The sequence below is a fragment of the Blastococcus sp. CT_GayMR16 genome (assembly GCF_004570875.1).
In the GTDB taxonomy this organism is placed as follows: domain Bacteria; phylum Actinomycetota; class Actinomycetes; order Mycobacteriales; family Geodermatophilaceae; genus Blastococcus_B.
In genome coordinates, this window is record NZ_SPQK01000003.1 from 231,987 (window position 1) to 249,751 (window position 17,765).

The 17,765-nt window shown below is 71.1% G+C and carries 16 protein-coding genes; 4 read left to right on the forward strand and 12 right to left on the reverse strand.

All coding sequences use genetic code 11. From position 1 onward, the window contains the following. Positions 1-115 precede the first annotated feature (115 nt). Positions 116-817, forward strand: a complete 702-nt coding sequence (locus E4P38_RS23155) for a hypothetical protein (protein WP_209308955.1) — start codon at positions 116-118, stop codon at positions 815-817. 12 nt (positions 818-829) lie between these two features. Here E4P38_RS23155 and dapC read toward each other — a convergent pair whose 3' ends face one another. Together dapC and fdxA are read right to left on the reverse strand one after the other, a co-directional pair. Next, complete coding sequence (gene dapC, locus E4P38_RS05910) at positions 830-1,948, reverse strand: succinyldiaminopimelate transaminase (protein WP_135130933.1); 1,119 nt, start codon at positions 1,946-1,948, stop codon at positions 830-832. After that, a complete protein-coding gene (fdxA, locus tag E4P38_RS05915) occupies positions 1,945-2,271 on the reverse strand; it encodes a ferredoxin (RefSeq protein WP_135130837.1) in 327 nt (108 codons plus the stop codon). The genes dapC and fdxA overlap by 4 nt, the downstream gene beginning before the upstream one ends. 259 nt (positions 2,272-2,530) lie before the next feature. Here fdxA and E4P38_RS05920 point away from each other — a divergent pair, with 259 nt between their 5' ends. Next, positions 2,531-5,356 carry an EAL domain-containing protein gene (locus tag E4P38_RS05920; RefSeq protein ID WP_135130838.1) on the forward strand — a complete coding sequence of 942 codons (2,826 nt, stop codon included), beginning with the start codon at positions 2,531-2,533 and terminating at the stop codon, positions 5,354-5,356. 21 nt (positions 5,357-5,377) lie between these two features. Beyond that, a complete protein-coding gene (locus tag E4P38_RS05925) occupies positions 5,378-6,133 on the forward strand; it encodes a GNAT family N-acetyltransferase (protein ID WP_245160826.1) in 756 nt (251 codons plus the stop codon). Here E4P38_RS05925 and E4P38_RS05930 read toward each other — a convergent pair. The 8 genes from E4P38_RS05930 to E4P38_RS05965 all read right to left on the reverse strand — a co-directional run bounded on the left by E4P38_RS05930 (position 6,072) and on the right by E4P38_RS05965 (position 15,458). Continuing rightward, entirely contained in the window at positions 6,072-6,521 is a 450-nt protein-coding gene (locus E4P38_RS05930; RefSeq protein ID WP_135130840.1) for a hypothetical protein, read from the reverse strand. The two genes, E4P38_RS05925 and E4P38_RS05930, sit on opposite strands and share 62 nt — an antisense overlap. Next, positions 6,518-7,408, reverse strand: a complete 891-nt coding sequence (gene mshB / locus E4P38_RS05935) for an N-acetyl-1-D-myo-inositol-2-amino-2-deoxy-alpha-D-glucopyranoside deacetylase (RefSeq protein WP_135130841.1) — start codon at positions 7,406-7,408, stop codon at positions 6,518-6,520. Before mshB ends, E4P38_RS05930 begins: the two co-directional genes overlap by 4 nt. 155 nt (positions 7,409-7,563) lie before the next feature. After that, positions 7,564-8,625, reverse strand: a complete 1,062-nt coding sequence (locus E4P38_RS05940; RefSeq protein WP_135130842.1) for a dipeptide ABC transporter ATP-binding protein — start codon at positions 8,623-8,625, stop codon at positions 7,564-7,566. Continuing rightward, complete coding sequence (locus tag E4P38_RS05945) at positions 8,618-9,682, reverse strand: ABC transporter ATP-binding protein (RefSeq protein WP_245160827.1); 1,065 nt, start codon at positions 9,680-9,682, stop codon at positions 8,618-8,620. The genes E4P38_RS05940 and E4P38_RS05945 overlap by 8 nt, the downstream gene beginning before the upstream one ends. Then, on the reverse strand, positions 9,679-10,650 hold the full coding sequence (locus E4P38_RS05950; RefSeq protein ID WP_135130843.1) for an ABC transporter permease: 972 nt from the start codon (positions 10,648-10,650) through the stop codon (positions 9,679-9,681). Before E4P38_RS05950 ends, E4P38_RS05945 begins: the two co-directional genes overlap by 4 nt. Further along, complete coding sequence (locus tag E4P38_RS05955) at positions 10,643-11,566, reverse strand: ABC transporter permease (protein ID WP_135130844.1); 924 nt, start codon at positions 11,564-11,566, stop codon at positions 10,643-10,645. The genes E4P38_RS05950 and E4P38_RS05955 overlap by 8 nt, the downstream gene beginning before the upstream one ends. 186 nt (positions 11,567-11,752) lie before the next feature. Next, positions 11,753-13,399 carry an ABC transporter substrate-binding protein gene (locus tag E4P38_RS05960; RefSeq protein ID WP_209308956.1) on the reverse strand — a complete coding sequence of 549 codons (1,647 nt, stop codon included), beginning with the start codon at positions 13,397-13,399 and terminating at the stop codon, positions 11,753-11,755. 412 nt (positions 13,400-13,811) lie between these two features. After that, entirely contained in the window at positions 13,812-15,458 is a 1,647-nt protein-coding gene (locus E4P38_RS05965) for an ABC transporter substrate-binding protein (RefSeq protein WP_135130846.1), read from the reverse strand. Positions 15,459-15,725: 267 nt separating this feature from the next. On the opposite strand from E4P38_RS05965, the gene E4P38_RS05970 reads away from it, so the two are divergent. After that, positions 15,726-15,896 (forward strand): CsbD family protein, encoded by a 171-nt coding sequence (locus tag E4P38_RS05970; RefSeq protein ID WP_135130847.1) that lies wholly within the window; start codon positions 15,726-15,728, stop codon positions 15,894-15,896. An 85-nt stretch (positions 15,897-15,981) separates the two neighbouring features. On the opposite strand, the gene E4P38_RS05975 is transcribed toward E4P38_RS05970, so the two are convergent. After that, on the reverse strand, positions 15,982-16,803 hold the full coding sequence (locus tag E4P38_RS05975; protein WP_135130848.1) for a DUF559 domain-containing protein: 822 nt from the start codon (positions 16,801-16,803) through the stop codon (positions 15,982-15,984). Between the two features lie 191 nt (positions 16,804-16,994). Beyond that, on the reverse strand, positions 16,995-17,759 hold the full coding sequence (locus E4P38_RS05980; RefSeq protein ID WP_135130849.1) for a (deoxy)nucleoside triphosphate pyrophosphohydrolase: 765 nt from the start codon (positions 17,757-17,759) through the stop codon (positions 16,995-16,997). Between the last annotated feature and the right edge of the window lie 6 nt (positions 17,760-17,765).

Genomic DNA, 17,765 nt, shown 5'->3' on the forward strand with positions numbered 1-17,765 from the left:
CTGGGACGCGGCCGCCCACGCTAGCGCCGCGACGCTGTCGGGCGCCCTCCAGGGACCCGCGCCGGGTGTGCGAGGTGCGGGGGGATGGGCGGTCTCTTAACTACAGTCGGGAGCGATGGCCGGCGCGAGCACCACCTCCCACCCCTCGGGGGCGCGGAGGACCACCACCCGTCGGCGTCCGTCTCAGAGCCGCAAGCCCGCCGCCCGACGCCGGCCCGCCGTCGCCGGGAGCAGGAAGCGGAAGAAGACCCGGCGGTCGAAGGGCTGGGACGCGAAGCGCTGGTGGCCGGCGCTCCTCCTGGTCGCCGCCGTCGTGGTCGGTCTCGCCTGGGACACCGAGAACAAGGGAGTTCCTGGAGTGCCCGGACGCTGCACCGTCGCCGGCCTGTCGATGACGCTGACCGCCGAGCAGGTGGGCAACGCGGCCACCATCGCGACCGTCGGCCGGGACCGCGGTCTCCCGGAACGTGCGATCGTGATCGCGCTGGCGACCGCGCAGCAGGAGTCCCGGCTGCGCAACCTCGACTACGGCGACCGCGACTCGCTCGGGCTCTTCCAGCAGCGCCCGTCGCAAGGCTGGGGAACCGAGGCGCAGGTGCAGGACCCGGTCTACGCCGCGGGGATCTTCTACGACCGCCTGGTGGAGGTGCCGGACTGGGAGACCGGCCGCCTCACAGAGGTCGCACAGCGCGTGCAGATCAGCGGCTTCCCCGATGCGTACCAGCAGTGGGAGGAGATGGCGCAGCTGCTCGCGGCGGCGCAGGTGTCCGAGCTGCCCGACCAGATCACCTGCGTGCCGGACGAGGCCGCCGGCTGACCGTCCCGGCCGTCAGCCGCCGAGTCGCTCCACCGCGGCCGCGATGCGCTCGTCGGTCGCCGTGAGCGCCAGGCGCACGTGCCGGGACCCTGCCGGACCGTAGAAGCTGCCGGGTGCGGCGACGATGCCCAGACCGGCCAGCCACTCGATCGTCGTCCAGCAGTCCTCGTCGCGCGTGGCCCACAGGTAGAGGCCCGCCTCGGAGTGGTCGATCGACAGCCCCGCCGCCCGCACCGCCGCGGCGAGACGCTCGCGTCGGGCCCGGTACCGCTCGCGCTGCGCGTCGACGTGCCCGTCGTCGGCGAGCGCCGCCGCCATGGCCGCCTGCACCGGCGCGGGAACGAGCAGACCGAGGTGTCGCCGCACCTCCCAGATCCGGCGCACCAGGACGGGATCGCCCGACAGCAGGCCGGCCCGGTAGCCCGCCGCGTTCGACTGCTTCGACAGCGAGTGCACCGCCAGCAGTCCCGCATGGTCGTCACCGGCGACATCGGGGTGCAGCAGGGAGCGGGGCTCGACGTCCCAGCCCAGCGTCACGTAGCACTCGTCGGCGACCACCGGGATGCCGTGCGCGCGCCCCCAGGCCACCCAGGCCCGCAGCTCGTCGTCGGTCAGCACCCGGCCGTGCGGGTTGCCCGGCGAGTTCAGCCAGACGAGGACGACGCCGGCGGAGTCGGCGGGCGGGGTGTCGGTGCGGCGGACGGCGAGGCCGGCGAGGACCGCGCCCACCTCGTACGTCGGGTAGGCAACCTCGGGGATGATCACGGTGCCGCCGCCGTGGAGTCCCAGCAGCGTGGGCAGCAGAGCGACCAGTTCCTTTGACCCGACCGTGGGGATGAGCGAGGGCTCCGCGCCCAGGGGGTCGGCGATCTGGATCCCGAGCCGGCGCCGCAGCCAGCCCGCGGCCGCCGCGCGCAGCTCCGGAGTACCGAGTGCCGTGGGGTAGCCCGGCGCGTTACCGGCCGCGGCGAGCGCCTCGCCGAGGACGGCGGGGGTGTCGTCGACCGGCGTGCCGATCGACAGGTCGACCACCCCGCCGGGGTGTCGGGCGGCGCGCGCCCGTGCCTCGCCGAGGGCGTCCCAGGGGAAGTCCGGCAGCGAGCGGGCCGTCCCCGTGGCCGTCGTCGTCAGTGACCTTCGCCCTGCGGCGGGAGCGCCGCGACCAGCGGATGGTCCTTGCCGATCTTCCCGGTCTTGGCCGCGCCGCCCGGGCTGCCCAGGTCGGAGAAGAACTCCACGTTGGCGTCGTAGAAGTCCTTCCACTTGTCCGGGACGTCGTCCTCGTAGTAGATGGCTTCCACCGGGCAGACGGGCTCGCAGGCACCGCAGTCGACGCACTCGTCGGGGTGGATGTAGAGCATCCGGTCGCCCTCGTAGATGCAGTCCACCGGACACTCGTCGATGCACGCCTTGTCGAGGACGTCGACGCAGGCCTGGGTGATGACGTAGGTCACGGTGGTTCCCTCCTGGGGACACGTGGGGCAGAACCGCCGGTCGGGACCAGGTTCCGCCGTCGGTGGATCTTCGCGCTCTTAGTATCACCCGCTACCCGGAGGCAGGCGCCACCGGTCCGCACGAGGACGAAACTGCCCACCCCCCGATCGGGGCAGGGAGAACCGCGCCACTCAAGCAACCGCGCTCCGTGCCGATCTTGATGCCGTGTCACACGGACGGACGGACCGGCGGGCAGCGCTGCCGCGCCCGAGGTCGGCGATGTCCGGCCCGGGGTGGGGAACATCGCCCTACGACGCCGAGGCGTCGGTGCGCTCCCTGCTGTCGCGACTGCGCGCCCAGGCCGGCGCCACCCGCGTCTCGGTGTGGGTGCACGAGGCCTCGACCGCGATGATCGTGCCCTTCGGGTCCGTCGTCGCCGAGACGTACGCGTCCACGGGACCGCGGCAGCGCACCGCAGTCACCCTGTCCGGCTCGCCGTTCATGTCCGCGGTCGTCCGCAGCCGCCAGTCGGTCGTGGCGAAGGCCGACGGACGCCGGGCGTCGGACAAGGAACTCGCCGAGCGGGACATCCGGTCGGCCCACGGGGAGCCCCTGATCGTCGACGGCGAGGTCGTCGGCGTCCTGACCGTCGAACCGGCGGCCGCGGCATCGACCCATCTGCTGCGCCAGGTCTCCCCCAAGCTCGCCGTTGCGCTGGCCGAGGCGTGGACCCGTCGCTCGGAGAAGCGCCGGACCAAGCAGGCCGAGGTGCTGCTCGGGCTGATCGAGTCCGCCGCCAAGGCCCAGTCCATGGACCACCTGCTCGGCGCCGCGTGCCGTCAGCTCGCCGAGCTCGGTGAGGTCGAGCGCGCCTGCATCTTCCTGCTCGAGGACGGCCGGCTGGTCCCGCGCATGGCGAGCTACGCCGACGGCCGGCGCGATCTCGCCACCTGGGAGCAGTTCCGCAACGCACCTGTCGGGCTGCAGCTGGCCGAGCACGTCCTGCGCACCGGACAGCCCATGACCGCCGACCGCGACTCCGGGCTGCTCTCGGGCTGGTGGGTCGACAACTTCCACATCGCCTCGGGCCTCGCCGTCCCCCTCGGCCGCAGCCCCCACCTCGCCGGGGTGCTCACCCTCGACAGCACCGAGGTCCGGCCGTTCTCCGAGGACGTCCGCAGGCTGGCCGCCGCCGCCGGCGCGCACCTCGGCGGGGTCATCGAGCAGGCGCGGACCAGTCAGGCTCGCGCCGCATCGCTCGCCACCGCGCGCGTCGTCCGGCAGTTGCTGGTCGACGGTTCCGGCGCGACGGGCGTGGCCGAGGCCGCCGAGGTCCTCGCCCGGGCCGTCCAGCGCCTCGCCGGCACCGACCGCAGCGCGGCCTACCTGCTCAGCGACGACGGCACCATCGGCGAGGTCCGCCACGTCGACTGGCCCGACGAGCACCGCCTCGTCGTCCAGACCCAGTTGGTGGGGCATCCCGCCGCGGACGTCCCGCTGTGGCGGCTCACCGAGGAGCAGAAGCTGCCGGTGTTCGTCGAGGACACCGCCACCAGCGACCTGATCGACCCCCGCCTCGCACAGGCGCTCGACCTCTCCTCCTACGTGAGCGTGCCGCTGCTGTCCGGTGACCGGCTGCTCGGCCTGGTCGTCACGGGCTCTGTTGGCCGGCCGCGGGAGTGGTCGCCGGCCGTCCGCGAGGCCGTGCGTCAGGTCACCCTCGAGGGCGCGCTGGTCGTGGAGAACGCGGCCCTGCGCGAGGTCGAGCAGGTGCGGCTGGCACAGCTCGCCGCCGAGGCGCACCACGATCCGCTCACCGGGCTGGCCAACCGCCGGCGCCTGATCGAGGAGCTCGAGAGCACCGTCTACGGGACGGGCGGCCGCGACTGCGCCGTCCTCATGATCGACCTCGACCGATTCAAGGAGATCAACGACAGCTTCGGCCACAGCGTGGGTGACGACCTGCTATGCCTGGTCGGCCCGCGCCTGCAGGCGACGCTCCAGGAGGGTGATCTGCTGGCCCGGATGGGCGGTGACGAGTTCGCCGTCCTGCTCCCCGGCGCGGACTCGATGCGCGCACGACAGGTCGCCACCCACCTGGGCAACGCCCTGCGCGAGGCCTTCGTGCTGGCCGGCATGTCCCTGCACATCGACGCGAGCATCGGGATCGCCCTGTGCCCCGACCACGGCCGCGACCGCTCGCTGCTGCTGGCCCGCGCCGACACCGCCATGTACGCGGCCAAGCGCGGCCGTCACGAGTTCGAGGTCTGGGCGCCGGACGGCACCCCGGACAGCCGGGACCGGCTGGAGACCCTGGAGCAGCTCCGGACGGCGCTGGACGACGACCAGCTCGACGTGCACTACCAGCCCAAGCTGGATCTCCGCACCGGTGGAGTGATCGGTGTCGAGGCCCTGGTCCGCTGGAACCACCCCGAGCGTGGCCTCCTCTACCCCGACGTCTTCCTGCCCCTGGCCGAGCAGGCGGGCCTGATGCGGCGGCTCGCCCTGCGGGTGCTCGAGCGGTCGCTGCGGGACCTGCAGGCCTGGCGATCGGCGGGGCTGGACCTCTCGGTGGCGGTCAACCTCTCGGTCTCCAACCTCCAGGACGTCGCCCTGCCGGAACAGGTCGAGATGCTGCTCGACGCGTTCGGCGTGCCGGCCGAGGCGCTCATCCTGGAGATCACCGAGGACGTCCTCATGGCCGACGCCGCCCGCAGCCAGCAGGTCATGGCGGGCCTGCGGCGGCTCGGCGTCCGCCTGTCGATCGACGACTACGGGACCGGATACTCCTCGCTGTCCTACCTGCGGGCGCTGCCGGTCGACGAGCTGAAGCTGGACCGGAGCTTCGTCAGCTCCCTGACCTCGGACGAACGCGCGGCGGCGATCGTCCGCAGCACCCTGCAGCTGAGCCTGGACCTGGGCATGAGCATGGTCGTCGAAGGCGTCGAGGACGCCGCCACGCTGGCGGCGCTGCGGGCCTGGGGCTGCGAGTTCGCGCAGGGCTACCACATCGCGCGGCCGATGCCGGCGGAGAAGTTCCTCGAGTGGCTGGCCGAGCAACCGGCGTTCGTGCCCCGCGTCGGGGTGGCGCTCCCCTCGTCCTGAGCGGCAGGAATGATCACTGCCGTGTCCTCCGTGCCCGTCGCCGAACTCGAGCGGCTCGCCGCCCGCAGCTGGCGGGGGCTCGAGGAGGAGCCCTTCGGCGACTGGCTGCTCCGCGCCGGCGGGGGGTTCACCGGCCGCGCGAACTCCGTGCTCGTCGTCGGCGACCCGCCGGCCGACCTCCCGGACGCCGTCGCATCGGTGACCAGTTGGTACTCGCAGCGCGGGCTGCGGCCCCGGGCGCAGGTGCCCACGGGCTCCGAGCGCGCCGACGCCGCCCTCGCCGCAGCCGGCTGGACCCGGGACGACGACAACCTGGTGCTCACCGCTCCGCTGAACGGGTGGGCCGCACCGCGGGTCGACGTCGGACTCGCAGCCGTCCCGGATGACGCCTGGCTCGCCGGATACCGCTACCGGGGGACCCCGCTGCCGTCGGTCGCCTCCGCGGTGCTGGTCAACACCGATGAGCCCGTCTTCGCGTCCGTCCGGCTGGATCCCGCCCCGGCGCCGCTCGCCGCGGTCGCCCGCGGCGTCGTGGTCGACGGCTGGTTGTGCGTCACCGCGGTGACGGTCGACGATCGCTACCGGCGCCGTGGCCTCGCGACGGCGGTGATGGCCGGACTCGGCGACTGGGCGCGCGAGCGCGGCGCGCACTCCTGCCTGCTCCAGGTGGCCGGCGGCAACGCAGCGGGGCTGGCTCTCTACGAGCGCCTGGGCTTCACCGAGCACCACCGCTATCACTACCGGCTGGGGGTCGAGCCGGAACGTCGTCCGGGGTGACCGGCGGGCGCGGCGGCCCGCCGAGCGCACGACCGACGGCGAAGGCGGCGGCGAGCACACCGAGCAGCAGGAAGGCGAGGTTGACCACGCCGGTCGCCCCGCCCCCGGCGATGACCAGGTCTCCCTCGGGACGCCGGATCATCGCCGCCACGACGACGACCAGCCACGCGATACCGGTCAGGGCCGCGACCAGGCGCGACCCCGACAGCCGCAGCGCCAGCCGCGGCAGCAGGAGGTTGGCGACCACCGCGGCCACCACCGAGACGGGGAACAGCACGCCGCCGAGGCGCAGCGGCAGCCAGAAGACCTCCACCAGCGCCATCCACACGGCGACGACGAGCACGAGGAGCCCCCCGACCACCCGCTCGGCCGGGCGGGGCCGGCTCATCCGGGCAGGCCGGCGAACAGGTCGTCCTCCCAGCCGTGGGGCCCGCCGCCGGCCGGCCCACGCTCCCCCCGCACCAGCCGGTAGTACTCGGTGCCCAGAACCTCCTGGCCGAGGTTGTTCGACAGCGCGAAGAACGGGCCGTCGACCTTGATCTGCGTCGGATACGCCCGCATCGCGGCGTCCTTCTGGGACACGAAGCCGCGGCCGTCCACCGCGGCGGCGACCTCGTCGTCCTCCACGGCGAACGGGATGTCGCCGGCGTCGGTGACGCCCTCGAAGAAGGACTCCCCCGCCTCCGCCAGCGCGTCGATCCCCAGCTGCAGCACCGACCGCGGCACGCAGCACCAGTACACCTTCGCCGTCGTCCAGGCCTTTCCGAGGTCGGGCCGGTAGGCCGGGTCGGCAGCGGCATCCACCGCGGCCATCGCGACCCGGTGGGCCTGGATGTGGTCGGGGTGTCCGTAGCCGCCGTTCTCGTCGTAGGTGACGACCACCTGCGGCCGGATCTCGCGCACCACGGCGACGGCGTGGGCGACCGCCTCGTCGAGGTCGGCGTTCCAGAAGGCACGGGGATGCTCGTTGGCCGGCGTCCCGATCATCCCGGAGTCGCGGTACCGGCCCGGCCCGCCGAGGAAGCGGACATCGGTGACGCCGAGCGCGTCCATGGCCCCGCGCAGCTCCCAGATCCGGTAGCCGCCCAGCTGGTCTGCCTGTCCGGCGGCCAGCTGCTCCAGCTCGGGCACGAGGATCTCGCCCTCCTCACCCAGCGTGCAGGTGAGCAGCGTGACCGAGGCGCCCTCGGCGACGTACCGGGCCATCGTGGCCCCGTTGTTGATCGTCTCGTCGTCGGGATGGGCGTGGACGAGGAGGAGCCGGCGAGAAGTCACGAAGGCATTCTTCCCGTCGCGACCGGCGCGGGGCCCGGAGGGCTCCCGGCGGGAGCGACCGAACGGCTCCGCTCAGGCCGGGAACGGCTCCTGGTCGCGGTGCGGTCCGGAGGATCGCAGTGTGTCATGGCGGTGCGATCCGGAGGATCGCAATGTCAGAGCACCTCGGTGGGGACGACCTGGCGGGCCTCGGCGAAGTGGCAGGCGGCCGGGTGGCCCTGACCGCGGTCGACCAGGGCCGGCGGCTCGACGGCGCAGATCTCCTGCGCCTTCCAGCAGCGGGTCCGGAACCGGCAGCCCGAGGGCGGGTCGGCCGGGCTCGGGACGTCGCCCTGCAGCAGGATCCGGTCCTTCTGGCCGCGGAGCGCGGGCTCGTGCAGGGGGACCGACGACAGCAGGGCCTGGGTGTAGGGGTGCGACGGCGAGCCGTAGACCTGCTCCTCGGTGCCTTCCTCGACCACGCTGCCCAGGTACATGACCGCGATCCGGTCGGACAGGTGGCGGACCACCGACAGGTCGTGGGCGATGAACAGGTAGGACATGCCCAGCTCGTCCTGCAGGTCCTCGAGGAGGTTGACGACCTGCGCCTGCACCGACACGTCCAGCGCCGACACCGGCTCGTCGCAGACGATGACCTCCGGCCGCAGGGCCAGTGCCCGGGCGATGCCGATGCGCTGCCGCTGACCGCCGGAGAACTGGTGCGGGTAGCGGTTCACGTAGTCGGGGTTGAGGCCGACCCGGTCCAGCAGTTCCTGGGTGCGCTGCAGGCGGCCCTTGCGGGGCGCCACGTCGGCGTGCACCGACCAGCCCTCGGCCACGATGTCGCCCACCGTCATGCGGGGATTCAGCGAGCCGTAGGGGTCCTGGAAGATGATCTGCACCTCGCGGCGGTACTGCTTGAGAGCGCGGCCGCCCATCTTGGCGACGTCGGCACCCTTGTAGAGGATCGTGCCGCCGGTCGGCTTCTCCAGCGCCACCAGCAGCTTGGCGACCGTCGACTTGCCGCAGCCGGACTCGCCGACCATTCCCACGGTCTCGCCGCGGCGCAGCGTGAGATCGACGCCGTCGACGGCGTGGACGTGGCCGACCGTCTTCCGGAAGACGATCCCCTGCGTCAGCGGGAAGTACTTCTGCAAGCCGCGGACCTCGAGCAGCGGCTCGCCGGCCGACGGCTCGGGAAGGACGTTGGCGGCCGCGATGTCGGCGGGGTCAGACACCGAGGACCTCCTCGCTGTAGTGGCAGGCGGCCTCGCGGCCGGGGACGACCAGGCGCAGCGGCGGAACGTCGCCGACGCAGTCGCGCCCCGGGGCCGCGGCGGCGCCCGTGCGCGCCCGCGGGCACCGGGGATGGAAGGAGCACCCGCTGGGGATGCGCGAGAGGTTCGGCGGCTGGCCCACGATCGGGTTGAGCCGGCCGCCCTTGGCCTCCACCAGCGGGATGGAGTTCATCAGGCCGAGCGTGTACGGGTGGCCGGGCCGGGTGAACACGTCGTCCACCGTCCCGGTCTCGACGATCTTCCCGGCGTACATGACGGCGACCCGGTCGGCGACCTCGTTGACCACACCGAGGTCGTGGGTGATCAGGATCAGGCCCATCCCGGTGTCGCGCTGCAGGTCCTTGAGCAGGTCCATGACCTGCGCCTGGACCGTGACGTCGAGGGCCGTGGTGGGCTCGTCGGCGATCAGGATGCGCGGGTCGAGCGCCAGGGCCATCGCGATCATGACGCGCTGGCGCATGCCGCCGGAGAACTGGTGCGGGAAGTCGTTGACCCGCCGCGCCGCGGCCGGGATGCGCACCCGGTCCATGAGCTCCACGGCGTGCTGCTTGGCCTCCTTGCGGGAGGTGCCCCGGTGCGCCCGGAACATCTCCCCGATCTGGAAGCCGACGCTGTAGACGGGGTTCAGGGCGGACAGCGCATCCTGGAAGATCATCGAGATGCCCGGGCCGCGGATCTGCCGCTGGTCCTCGGCGTTCAGCTTCAGGATGTCGCGGCCCTGGAACCGGATCCCGCCGCCGGTGATGACCGCGGGCGGGGAGTCCAGGATCCCCATGATCGCCTGCGCGGAGACCGACTTGCCGGACCCCGACTCACCGAGGATCGCCAGCGTCTCGCCCTGGTCGACGGTGTAGCTGATGCCGTTCACGGCATGGACGACGCCGGACCGCACCCGGAACTCCACGTGCAGGTCGTCGACCTCGAGCACGGGACCCGAGGCCGGGTCGTACGTGACGGGAGCGGGGGACGAGGAGATGGAACCGCTGCTGGTGCTCACGAACGCTGCCTCGGGTCGAGGGCGTCGCGCAGGGCGTCGCCCAGCATGATGAACGCCATCACGGTCAGGGACAGGATGATGCTCGGGAAGAGCACCAGGTGGGGTGCGGTACGGAGCAGGGACTGCCCCGTGGAGATCTGCAGACCCCAGGAGATGGCCGGCCGCTGGAGGCCCACGCCGAGGTAGGTCAGCGTCGCCTCGGCGGCGATCAGCACACCCACGGTGATGGTGGAGAACACCAGCACGGGCGCCACGGCGTTGGGCAGGATGTGGCGGGTCAGGATGCGGAGGTTCGACGCACCCATCGCCCGGGCCGCGGCCACGTAGTCCGAACTCTTCACCGCGATGACCTGCGAGCGCACGAGGCGCATGGCGGTCATCCAGCCGAACGCGGCGAGCGCGATGGCCACCGCCCCGGCCCCACGGTCGCTGATGATCGGCAGCCCGGTCGACGGGCCGACCCGCAGCAGGATCAGCGCGCCGAGGATGAGCGGCAGCGCGAAGAAGATGTCGGTCAGCCGCGCGAGCAGGCTGTCGGCGATGCCGCCGTAGTAACCGGCGATCGCGCCCACGATGACGCCGATCACGAGCACACCGATGACCGCGAGCAGCCCGATCATCAGCGAGTTGCGGGCCCCGTAGGCCACGTTGGCCAGGTAGTCGCAGCCCTGCTGGTCGAAGCCGAACCAGTGCGAGCCGGACGGCGCCTGCTTGGAGTTCGACAGGTCGCAGTCACGCGGGTCGGCACCGCCGGAGAACAGCTGCGGAACGATCGCCATGAGGACGAAGAACACGCCGAGGAAGGAGCCGATCCAGAACAGCGGATTGCGCTTCAGCGAGTCCCAGGCGTCGCTCCACAGGCTGTTCTGCCGGGCGTCGGTGACGTCGACGCGCGGTGTCGCGAGGACGCTCTGGGTGCCGGCCTCCACCTCGTCGTGACGCAGGTCCCGCTGCTGCTGCTCAGTCATAACGGATCCTCGGGTCGAGGACGGCGTAGAGCACGTCGACGATCAGGTTGAAGAAGATGAAGAAGAACACCATCAGGGTGACGATGCCGACGACGACAGCGCCCTCCTGCTGCCCGACTGCTTCGAAGACCGCCCGGCCGATGCCCGGGATGTTGAACACCGCCTCGGTCACGATGGCGCCACCGAGCAGCGCGCCGACGTCGGCACCGATGAAGGTGACCACCGGGATCAGGCTGTTGCGCAGCGTGTGGCGCAGGATGACCGTCCGGTTGGGCAGCCCCTTGGCGCGCGCCGTGCGGACGTAGTCGGCGCGCATGTTCTCCGCGATGCTCGTCCTCGTCAGCCGGGCGACATAGGCCAGGGACGACGAGGCGAGGACCAGCCCCGGCAGCAGATAGCTGTACCAGCCGTCGTTGATCCCGGCGATGGGGAACCAGCCGAACTTCAGGCCGAAGACGTACTGGGAGACGAACCCGAGGACCAGGATCGGGATCGAGATGATCAGCGTCGTCGACACCAGCACGAGGTTGTCGAAGAAGCTGTTGCGGCGGATGCCGGCGAGCACACCCGCGGCCAGCCCGATGATCGTCTCGAAGAGCACGGCGACGACGGTCAGCTTGATGGTGACCGGCAGCCGCTGGCTGATGGTGTCCAGCACGGGCCGGTTGCTGAAGTCGACGCCGAGGTCGAAGTGCGCGAGCCCGCCCAGGTACTTGGCGTACTGGACGATCAGCGGGTCGTTGAGGTTGAAGTCCTCTCGAAGCTGCGCCACGACGGCGGGAGCGAGCGGACGGTCGCCGGCCAGGGCGCGGACGGGGTCGCCCGGCAACGCGTAGACCATGGCGAAGATCAGGAACGACGCGCCGAGCAGTACTGGGATTGTCAGCAGCAGCCTGCGGACGACGAAGCGGCCCATGACCCTCCTTCGTTCATCGATGCGGGTGTCACGCCGGCGCGACGGATCTCATCATGCGCCGAGGTCGCCCGGTGCGTTCGCCGGAGTGGTGGCGAGTGTCGCGGAGACGGGCCTGGACGAGCGCCGGGGCGCACCTGCTCGTTGTTGCGGCAGGTACGCCCCGGCGTCGGTCGTGCAGGTGGAGCCTTACTTCACGGTCACCGAGGCGACGTTGACGCGGCCGAAGATGTCGACCTTGACGTCGCTGACGTTCTCGGACCAGACCGTCTGCTCCAGACCGAAGAACATCGGCATGATCGGCATGTCCTCCAGCAGGAGGTCCTCAGCCTGCTGGTAGAGGTCGATCGCCTCGTCGTTGGACGACGCAGCGTTGCCCTCGGCGACGAGCGCGTCGAACTCGGGGTTGGAGTAGAAGGCCGAGTTCGAACCCGCCGGCGGCTGAGCCTGCGTGGAGTAGAGCGGCTCCAGGTAGTTCTGCGGGCTCGGGTAGTCCATGGACCAGCCGAGACGGAACGGCCCGGTGTAGCCCTTGGCGTCGCCCAGCGGCAGGTACTCGGAGAAGTCGAGGTTGCCCTGCAGGGTGAACTCGACTCCGAGGTTCTCCCGCAGCTGGTTGCCCACGGCCTCGACCCAGGCGTCGTGACCGGCGCCCGCGTTGAACCACAGGTCGACCGGCTGGGTGCGGTCGAAGCCGGCCTCGTCGAGGAGCTCGTTGGCCCGCTCGACGTCGACCTGGCAGTACTGGCAGGCGTCGTCACGGGAGCCGTCGACGACCGGCGCGATCACCGAGAACGCCGGGGCGCGGGTGCCGTTGAAGATGGCCTCGGTGATGGCCTCCCGGTCGATCGCCAGCGAGAACGCCTGACGAACGCGCTTGTCGGCGTAGCGGGGGTCGTACGTCGGGAAGCCCATGTAGGTGAAGGACGACGACGGGGTCTCGCCGTAGCGGTCACCGAACTCGTCGGGCGCGCTGCTGATCGCGTCCGGCGGGATGTTGTTCAGGATGTCCAGGTTGCCGCCCTGGGTGTCGGTGTAGGCGGTGTTGATGTCGGTGTAGACCTTGAACTCGACCGAGTCGGCCTGCGCGGCGTCCTCACCGGCGTAGTCGTCGTAGCGGCTGAGCGTGAAGCCCTGGCCGGGGACGAACTCGCCGTCGGCCTTGAACGGGCCGTTGCCGACCGGGGTCTTGCCGGCGGCCTCGGGGTCCTCGAAGAAGGACTCGGGCAGCGGGTAGAAGGCGTTGTAGCCGACGGTCACGGGGTACTGCGCGAACGGCGCGGTGAGCGTGACGGTGAAGGTCTGGTCGTCGACGACCTCGAGGCCGGTCATCTCCTCCGCGGCAGGCGGGGTGATGACGTTGCCGTCGTCGTCGGTCTCCGCCTGCAGCGCGTCGTAACCCTCGACGTTGGCGAAGAAGTAGGACCCACCCTGGGCGTTGGTGCTCAGCGCGGTGTAGTTCCACGCGTCGACGAACGACGCGGCCGTGACGGGGGTGCCGTCGTGGAACGTCCAGCCGTCCTTCAGCTTGACCGTCCACGTGGTGGCGTCGTCGGACTCGATGGACTCCGCGACACCCGTGTACTGCACGGAGCTGTCGTCCGCGTACTGGACCAGGCCGGTCCACAGGGCCTCGACGACCTGGCTGCCCTCGGACTCCGAGGTGTTGCCGGGAACGATCGGGTTCTCCGGCTCGCCAATGTAGATGCTGAAGCTGCCGCCATCGCTGGCCGCACCTCCGTCACCACTGTCGTCGCTACCGCCACAGGCGGTCATCAGCATCGCGGCGGCGATAGCCGTCGCGACGAGCGAGCTCTTGCGCTTGCTCAACTTCACGTGCAATGCCTCCCTCATCCCGCTTCTGCGGGGGGAATGGACAGGTCGATCCGTGCCCACCTAGGGGCCGACGGACGACTGACTGGTCACGAGCGAAACGCATCCGGGAGGTAGAGACCTCCCCAATACGACGGGTGGACCCTAGGCACGCTCGCGAAGGGGTGTCCACGGCCGTCATCGAGTTGTGACCTGGGCTGATCAACCGGAGCCCAACCGTAACTTCGACACCATGCGACGCGGCCGACGGGCGTGTCTTTCCGCACTTCGGGCCATCTGACAGGACGGATTACGGCAACTCTCACGTGCCGCTTCGGTCCGTCGTCCGCCGATGGACCCGTCACGGAAAGCGCCGCCGGGGGCACCGGCCCGTGCGGGCCGGCGTCCCCCGGCGGCGCCGGTGGAGTGCGGATCGTCAGTCGTTGACGGTGACCTCGGCGGCCTCGACCCGACCGAACATGTCGACCTTCACGTCGGACACGTGCTCGGAGAACACCGACTGCTCGACCTGGAAGAACATCGGGATGATCGGCATGTCCTCGAGCAGGACGTCCTCGGCCTGGTTGTACTTCTCGATGGCCGCGGCATTGCTCCGGGCCTGGTTGCCCTCCTCGACCAGCTGGTCGAACACGCCGTTGGAGTAGTGGGCCAGGTTCGCCCCGTTCGGGATGAGCGCACCGGTCGAGTAGAGGGGCTCGAGGTAGTTCTGCGGGCTCGGGTAGTCCATCGTCCAGCCCGACCGGAACGGGCCGGTGAAGCCCTGCTGCATGGCGAGCGGCATGTACTCCGGAATGGCCAGATCACCCTTCAGCACGAAGTCGACGCCGAGGTTCTGCCGCAGCTGGTTGCCGACCGCCTCCATCCACGCGTCCTGACCGGCACCGGCGTTGAACCACAGGTCGATCGGCTCGTCGCGATCGAAGTCGGCCGCGTCGAGCAGCTCGTTGGCCGCGGCGACGTCGAGCCGGCAGTAGGTGCAGGCGTTCTCGCGGGCGCCGTCGATCATCGGGGCGATGACCGACGTCGCCGGCGTCCGGGTGCCGTTGAAGATCGCCGTGGCGATCGCGGCCCGGTCGATGCCCATCGACAGTGCCTGACGGACCCGCTTGTCCTCGAAGCGGGGGTCGTACAGCGGCAGTCCGAGGTAGGTGAACGACGAGGAGGTGTCCTCGAGGTACCGGTCGCCGAACTCGGTGGGCGCGCTGGCGCTGGCGTCGGCCGGGATCCGCCGCACGACGTCGAGGTTGCCCGCGAGGACGTCGGTGTAGGCCGTCGCCACGTCGGTGTAGACGCGGTACTCGACCGAGCTGGCCTCGGCCGTGTCCTCACCGGAGTACTCGTCGTACCGGGTCAGCGTGATGCCGACGCCCGGCTCGAATGCCTTCTCGGCCTGGAAGGGCCCGTTGCCGACCGGCTTCTCGCCGGCGGCCTCCGGGTCGTCGAAGAACGACTCCGGCAGCGGGTAGAAGGCGGAGTAGCCCACGGTGACCGGCCACTGGGCGAACGGCGCGTCGAGGGTGACCGTGAAGGTCTGGTCGTCGACGACGGCGAGGCCGGTCATCTCGGTCGCGGCCGGGTCGCCGGTCGGCTCGTCCTGGTCGTCGGTGGGAGCCTGCAGGTCGCCGTACCCGGCGACGTTGGCGAAGAAGTAGGACGCCGCCTGCGCGTTGGGGCTGTAGGCGGTGTAGTTCCACGCGTCGACGAACGACGCGGCGGTGACGGGTGTGCCGTCGTGGAACGTCCAGCCGTCCTTCAGCTTGACCGTCCAGGTCGTGCTGTCGTCGGAGGCGATGGAGTCGGCGACCCCGGTGTAGGCGACGCCGCCCGTCTCGTCGTACTGCACCAGACCCGTCCACAGGGACGAGATGACCTGGTTGCCCTGGTCCTCGGTCGTGTTGCCGGGCACGAGCGGGTTCTCGGGCTCGCCGATGAACATGCTGAAGCTGCCGTCGTCGGCCGCGGCGGCGGTGCCGCTGTCGGAGGCCGGGCCGCAGGCCGACAGCAGCAGCGTCGCCGCGACTCCCGCCGCGGCGAGCGCACCTGTGCGCGTGCTGGATCTCACGTGGTCATGCCTCCTTGTCCCACCGCGGGGCGGGGGACGGTCAAGTGCTCCGCGCCCGATCGGGGGGCGGACCCAGGTGCCTGATCGCACGCGCTCGGCGACCCGGGAACGAAGGCCGCCGGCGGCCGGCGGACCGTAGGCAGTTATCGGCCGGTCCTCCGCCCGCTCGCGTCGAGTCGACGTCGGATGCGCCACAGGCGTGTCGGGCGCCCGGGCACGGGGTAGGGGAACCCGCGGAGCAAGTTCGCCACCGAGAAGGAGTGCGTGATGAGCGGCATCGACAAGCTGAAGAACAAGGCCGAGGAGCTCGGCGGCAAGGGCAAGGAGGCCCTCGGCGACGCGACCGACGACCGCGACCTGCAGGCCGAGGGCCAGAAGGACCAGGCGAAGGGCAACCTCAAGCAGGCCGGCGAGAAGGTCAAGGACGTCTTCAAGTAAGCCGTCGTTCCGGCCGATGAAGGGCGCCATACCCCCCGGGGCTGGCGCCCTTCGTCGTCTCCGGACTTTCCGCGCAGAAAGTCCGTCAGCCAGCGAAGAGGGGCTGGGCCAACATGTGCGCGATCCGTGCGATGACGGTGTCCATGTCCCGAAGGTCAGCCGCACTGAGCCGGATCACGCGCCAGCCCGCCGCCACGAGCTGCTTGTAACGGGAATCGTCCCGATGGATCTGCAACTCGTCGAAGTGGTACGCCCCCTCGTACTCGACGATCAGTCGGTGTTCGGGCCAGGCGAGGTCCACACGCCCCACGAAGCCACCCGCGTCGACGACGACGAACTGGGGCACCGGGGCGGGGAGGCCGGATCGGGCACAGGCGACCCGCACCCAGGATTCGGGCGGGCTCTCGCTGCGGCCGTCGACGAGCGGTAAAACCTTCGCCACTCGACTCGCTCTCCATCGCCCTCGCGAGCTGGCATGCGCGTGGCGCAACGCGTCGACGTCGAGATGTCCTGACCGCACCATGCCGTCGAGTGCAGCCACCGCCGTGGGCACGGTCTCGAGAGCGGCGAGATCCCACGCCGTCCGTACGGGACTGGTGATCCTGGTGTCGTCAGCAAGGGTCGTCACGTCCACCGGGTCGACCGTCGTCCGATGAACGTGAACCCCGCTGGGCCCCCGCCACGCTGAGGCGTTCGGAATCAGGACCAGCACGGCATCCATGGGCGATGCGAACGGAGCGCCCTGCCACGTCGCTGCTGACCTGCCGCCGAGCACGGCGTCCGATGGCATGAGCAGAGCCGCCGCCCGCGAGCGGAGTTGGTGGTCGGCTACCAGCCCTGGGTCTGCGTAGACGTTGCGCAGCAAGCGGCGATAGATCCCGGTCTTCAACTGTCGCTGGGTGACCACCCCCTCTGCGAGGGCGTGCGTCCCCAGAAAGACGCCGTGCAAATGGTCGCTTTGCTCGATTCACCCCCAGAGCTTGGCCACTTCCGATCGATCCCGATCTCGTCGTCCACAGCGACCGGGGGATCCCGACTTTCGGCGCCGAAAGTCCGGAGACTCCGAGGGACTTTCGGCGCCGAAAGTCCCACAGGGGGTCAGGGGTGGGTGAGAAGAAGGGTGCGGACGGCGGGGAGCAGCGGGCGGTCCGCGGCGATCCAGTCGAGGTCGTCCAGCTCGTCGGCCCGCACCCAGCGCAGCGCCGCGTGCTCGTGCGCGACGGGCGGCCCACCGGAGATCCGGGCCGACCACACCCGCAGCGTCGAGGAGCCCGGCGGCCCGCCCCCGACCACGCCGTCCAGCACGACCTCGCCGAGGAACGCCTGGGGCGTGATCGCCGTCCCCAGTTCCTCCCCGATCTCACGGACCAGCGCGGACAGGTCGGACTCCCCCGGTTCCACCTTCCCGCCGGGGAACTCCCAGCAGCCGTCGTAGGGCCCACCCGACCGCTGGGCGACCAGCACCCGCTCGCCCTCGACGATCGCCGCACCGACCACCTGGACGACGTCCAGCGCCGCACGTGCCGCCGCAGCCGCGTAGGCGTCGAGGTGGCTCTGCATCGCCCGGAGGATCCGCCGCCGCAGCACCACCCGGTCGACGAAGCCGCCGAGCGCCCTCGGCAGCCCGGTCTCCCAGTCGACCTGTTCCTCGACCTGGGTGCCGGCCCCGGTCGCGGAGAACCGGCGGGAGTGCGTCAGCCACCGCCACCCCTGACCGGGCCCGACGGAGTAGACGTCGCGGACCGGCCGCACGGACACGACCTCCTCCAGCGGGGTGCCCCACGGGCGTCCGAGCGTGCGCGCCACGTCGAACGCGACGGTCAGCGGCGCCTCCACCAGAGTGGTGAAACGCAGCCGGAACACGGCTCC

Excerpts from the sequence above, each read along its gene's own strand:
- E4P38_RS23155 (WP_209308955.1), top strand. The coding sequence starts at position 116 with ATGGCCGGCGCGAGCACCACCTCCCACCCCTCGGGGGCGCGGAGGACC.
- E4P38_RS05920 (WP_135130838.1), top strand. The coding sequence starts at position 2,531 with ATGTCCGGCCCGGGGTGGGGAACATCGCCCTACGACGCCGAGGCGTCG.
- E4P38_RS05955 (WP_135130844.1), bottom strand. The coding sequence starts at position 11,566 with ATGGGCCGCTTCGTCGTCCGCAGGCTGCTGCTGACAATCCCAGTACTG.
- E4P38_RS05950 (WP_135130843.1), bottom strand. The coding sequence starts at position 10,650 with ATGACTGAGCAGCAGCAGCGGGACCTGCGTCACGACGAGGTGGAGGCC.
- E4P38_RS05970 (WP_135130847.1), top strand. The coding sequence starts at position 15,726 with ATGAGCGGCATCGACAAGCTGAAGAACAAGGCCGAGGAGCTCGGCGGC.
- E4P38_RS05930 (WP_135130840.1), bottom strand. The coding sequence starts at position 6,521 with ATGAGCCGGCCCCGCCCGGCCGAGCGGGTGGTCGGGGGGCTCCTCGTG.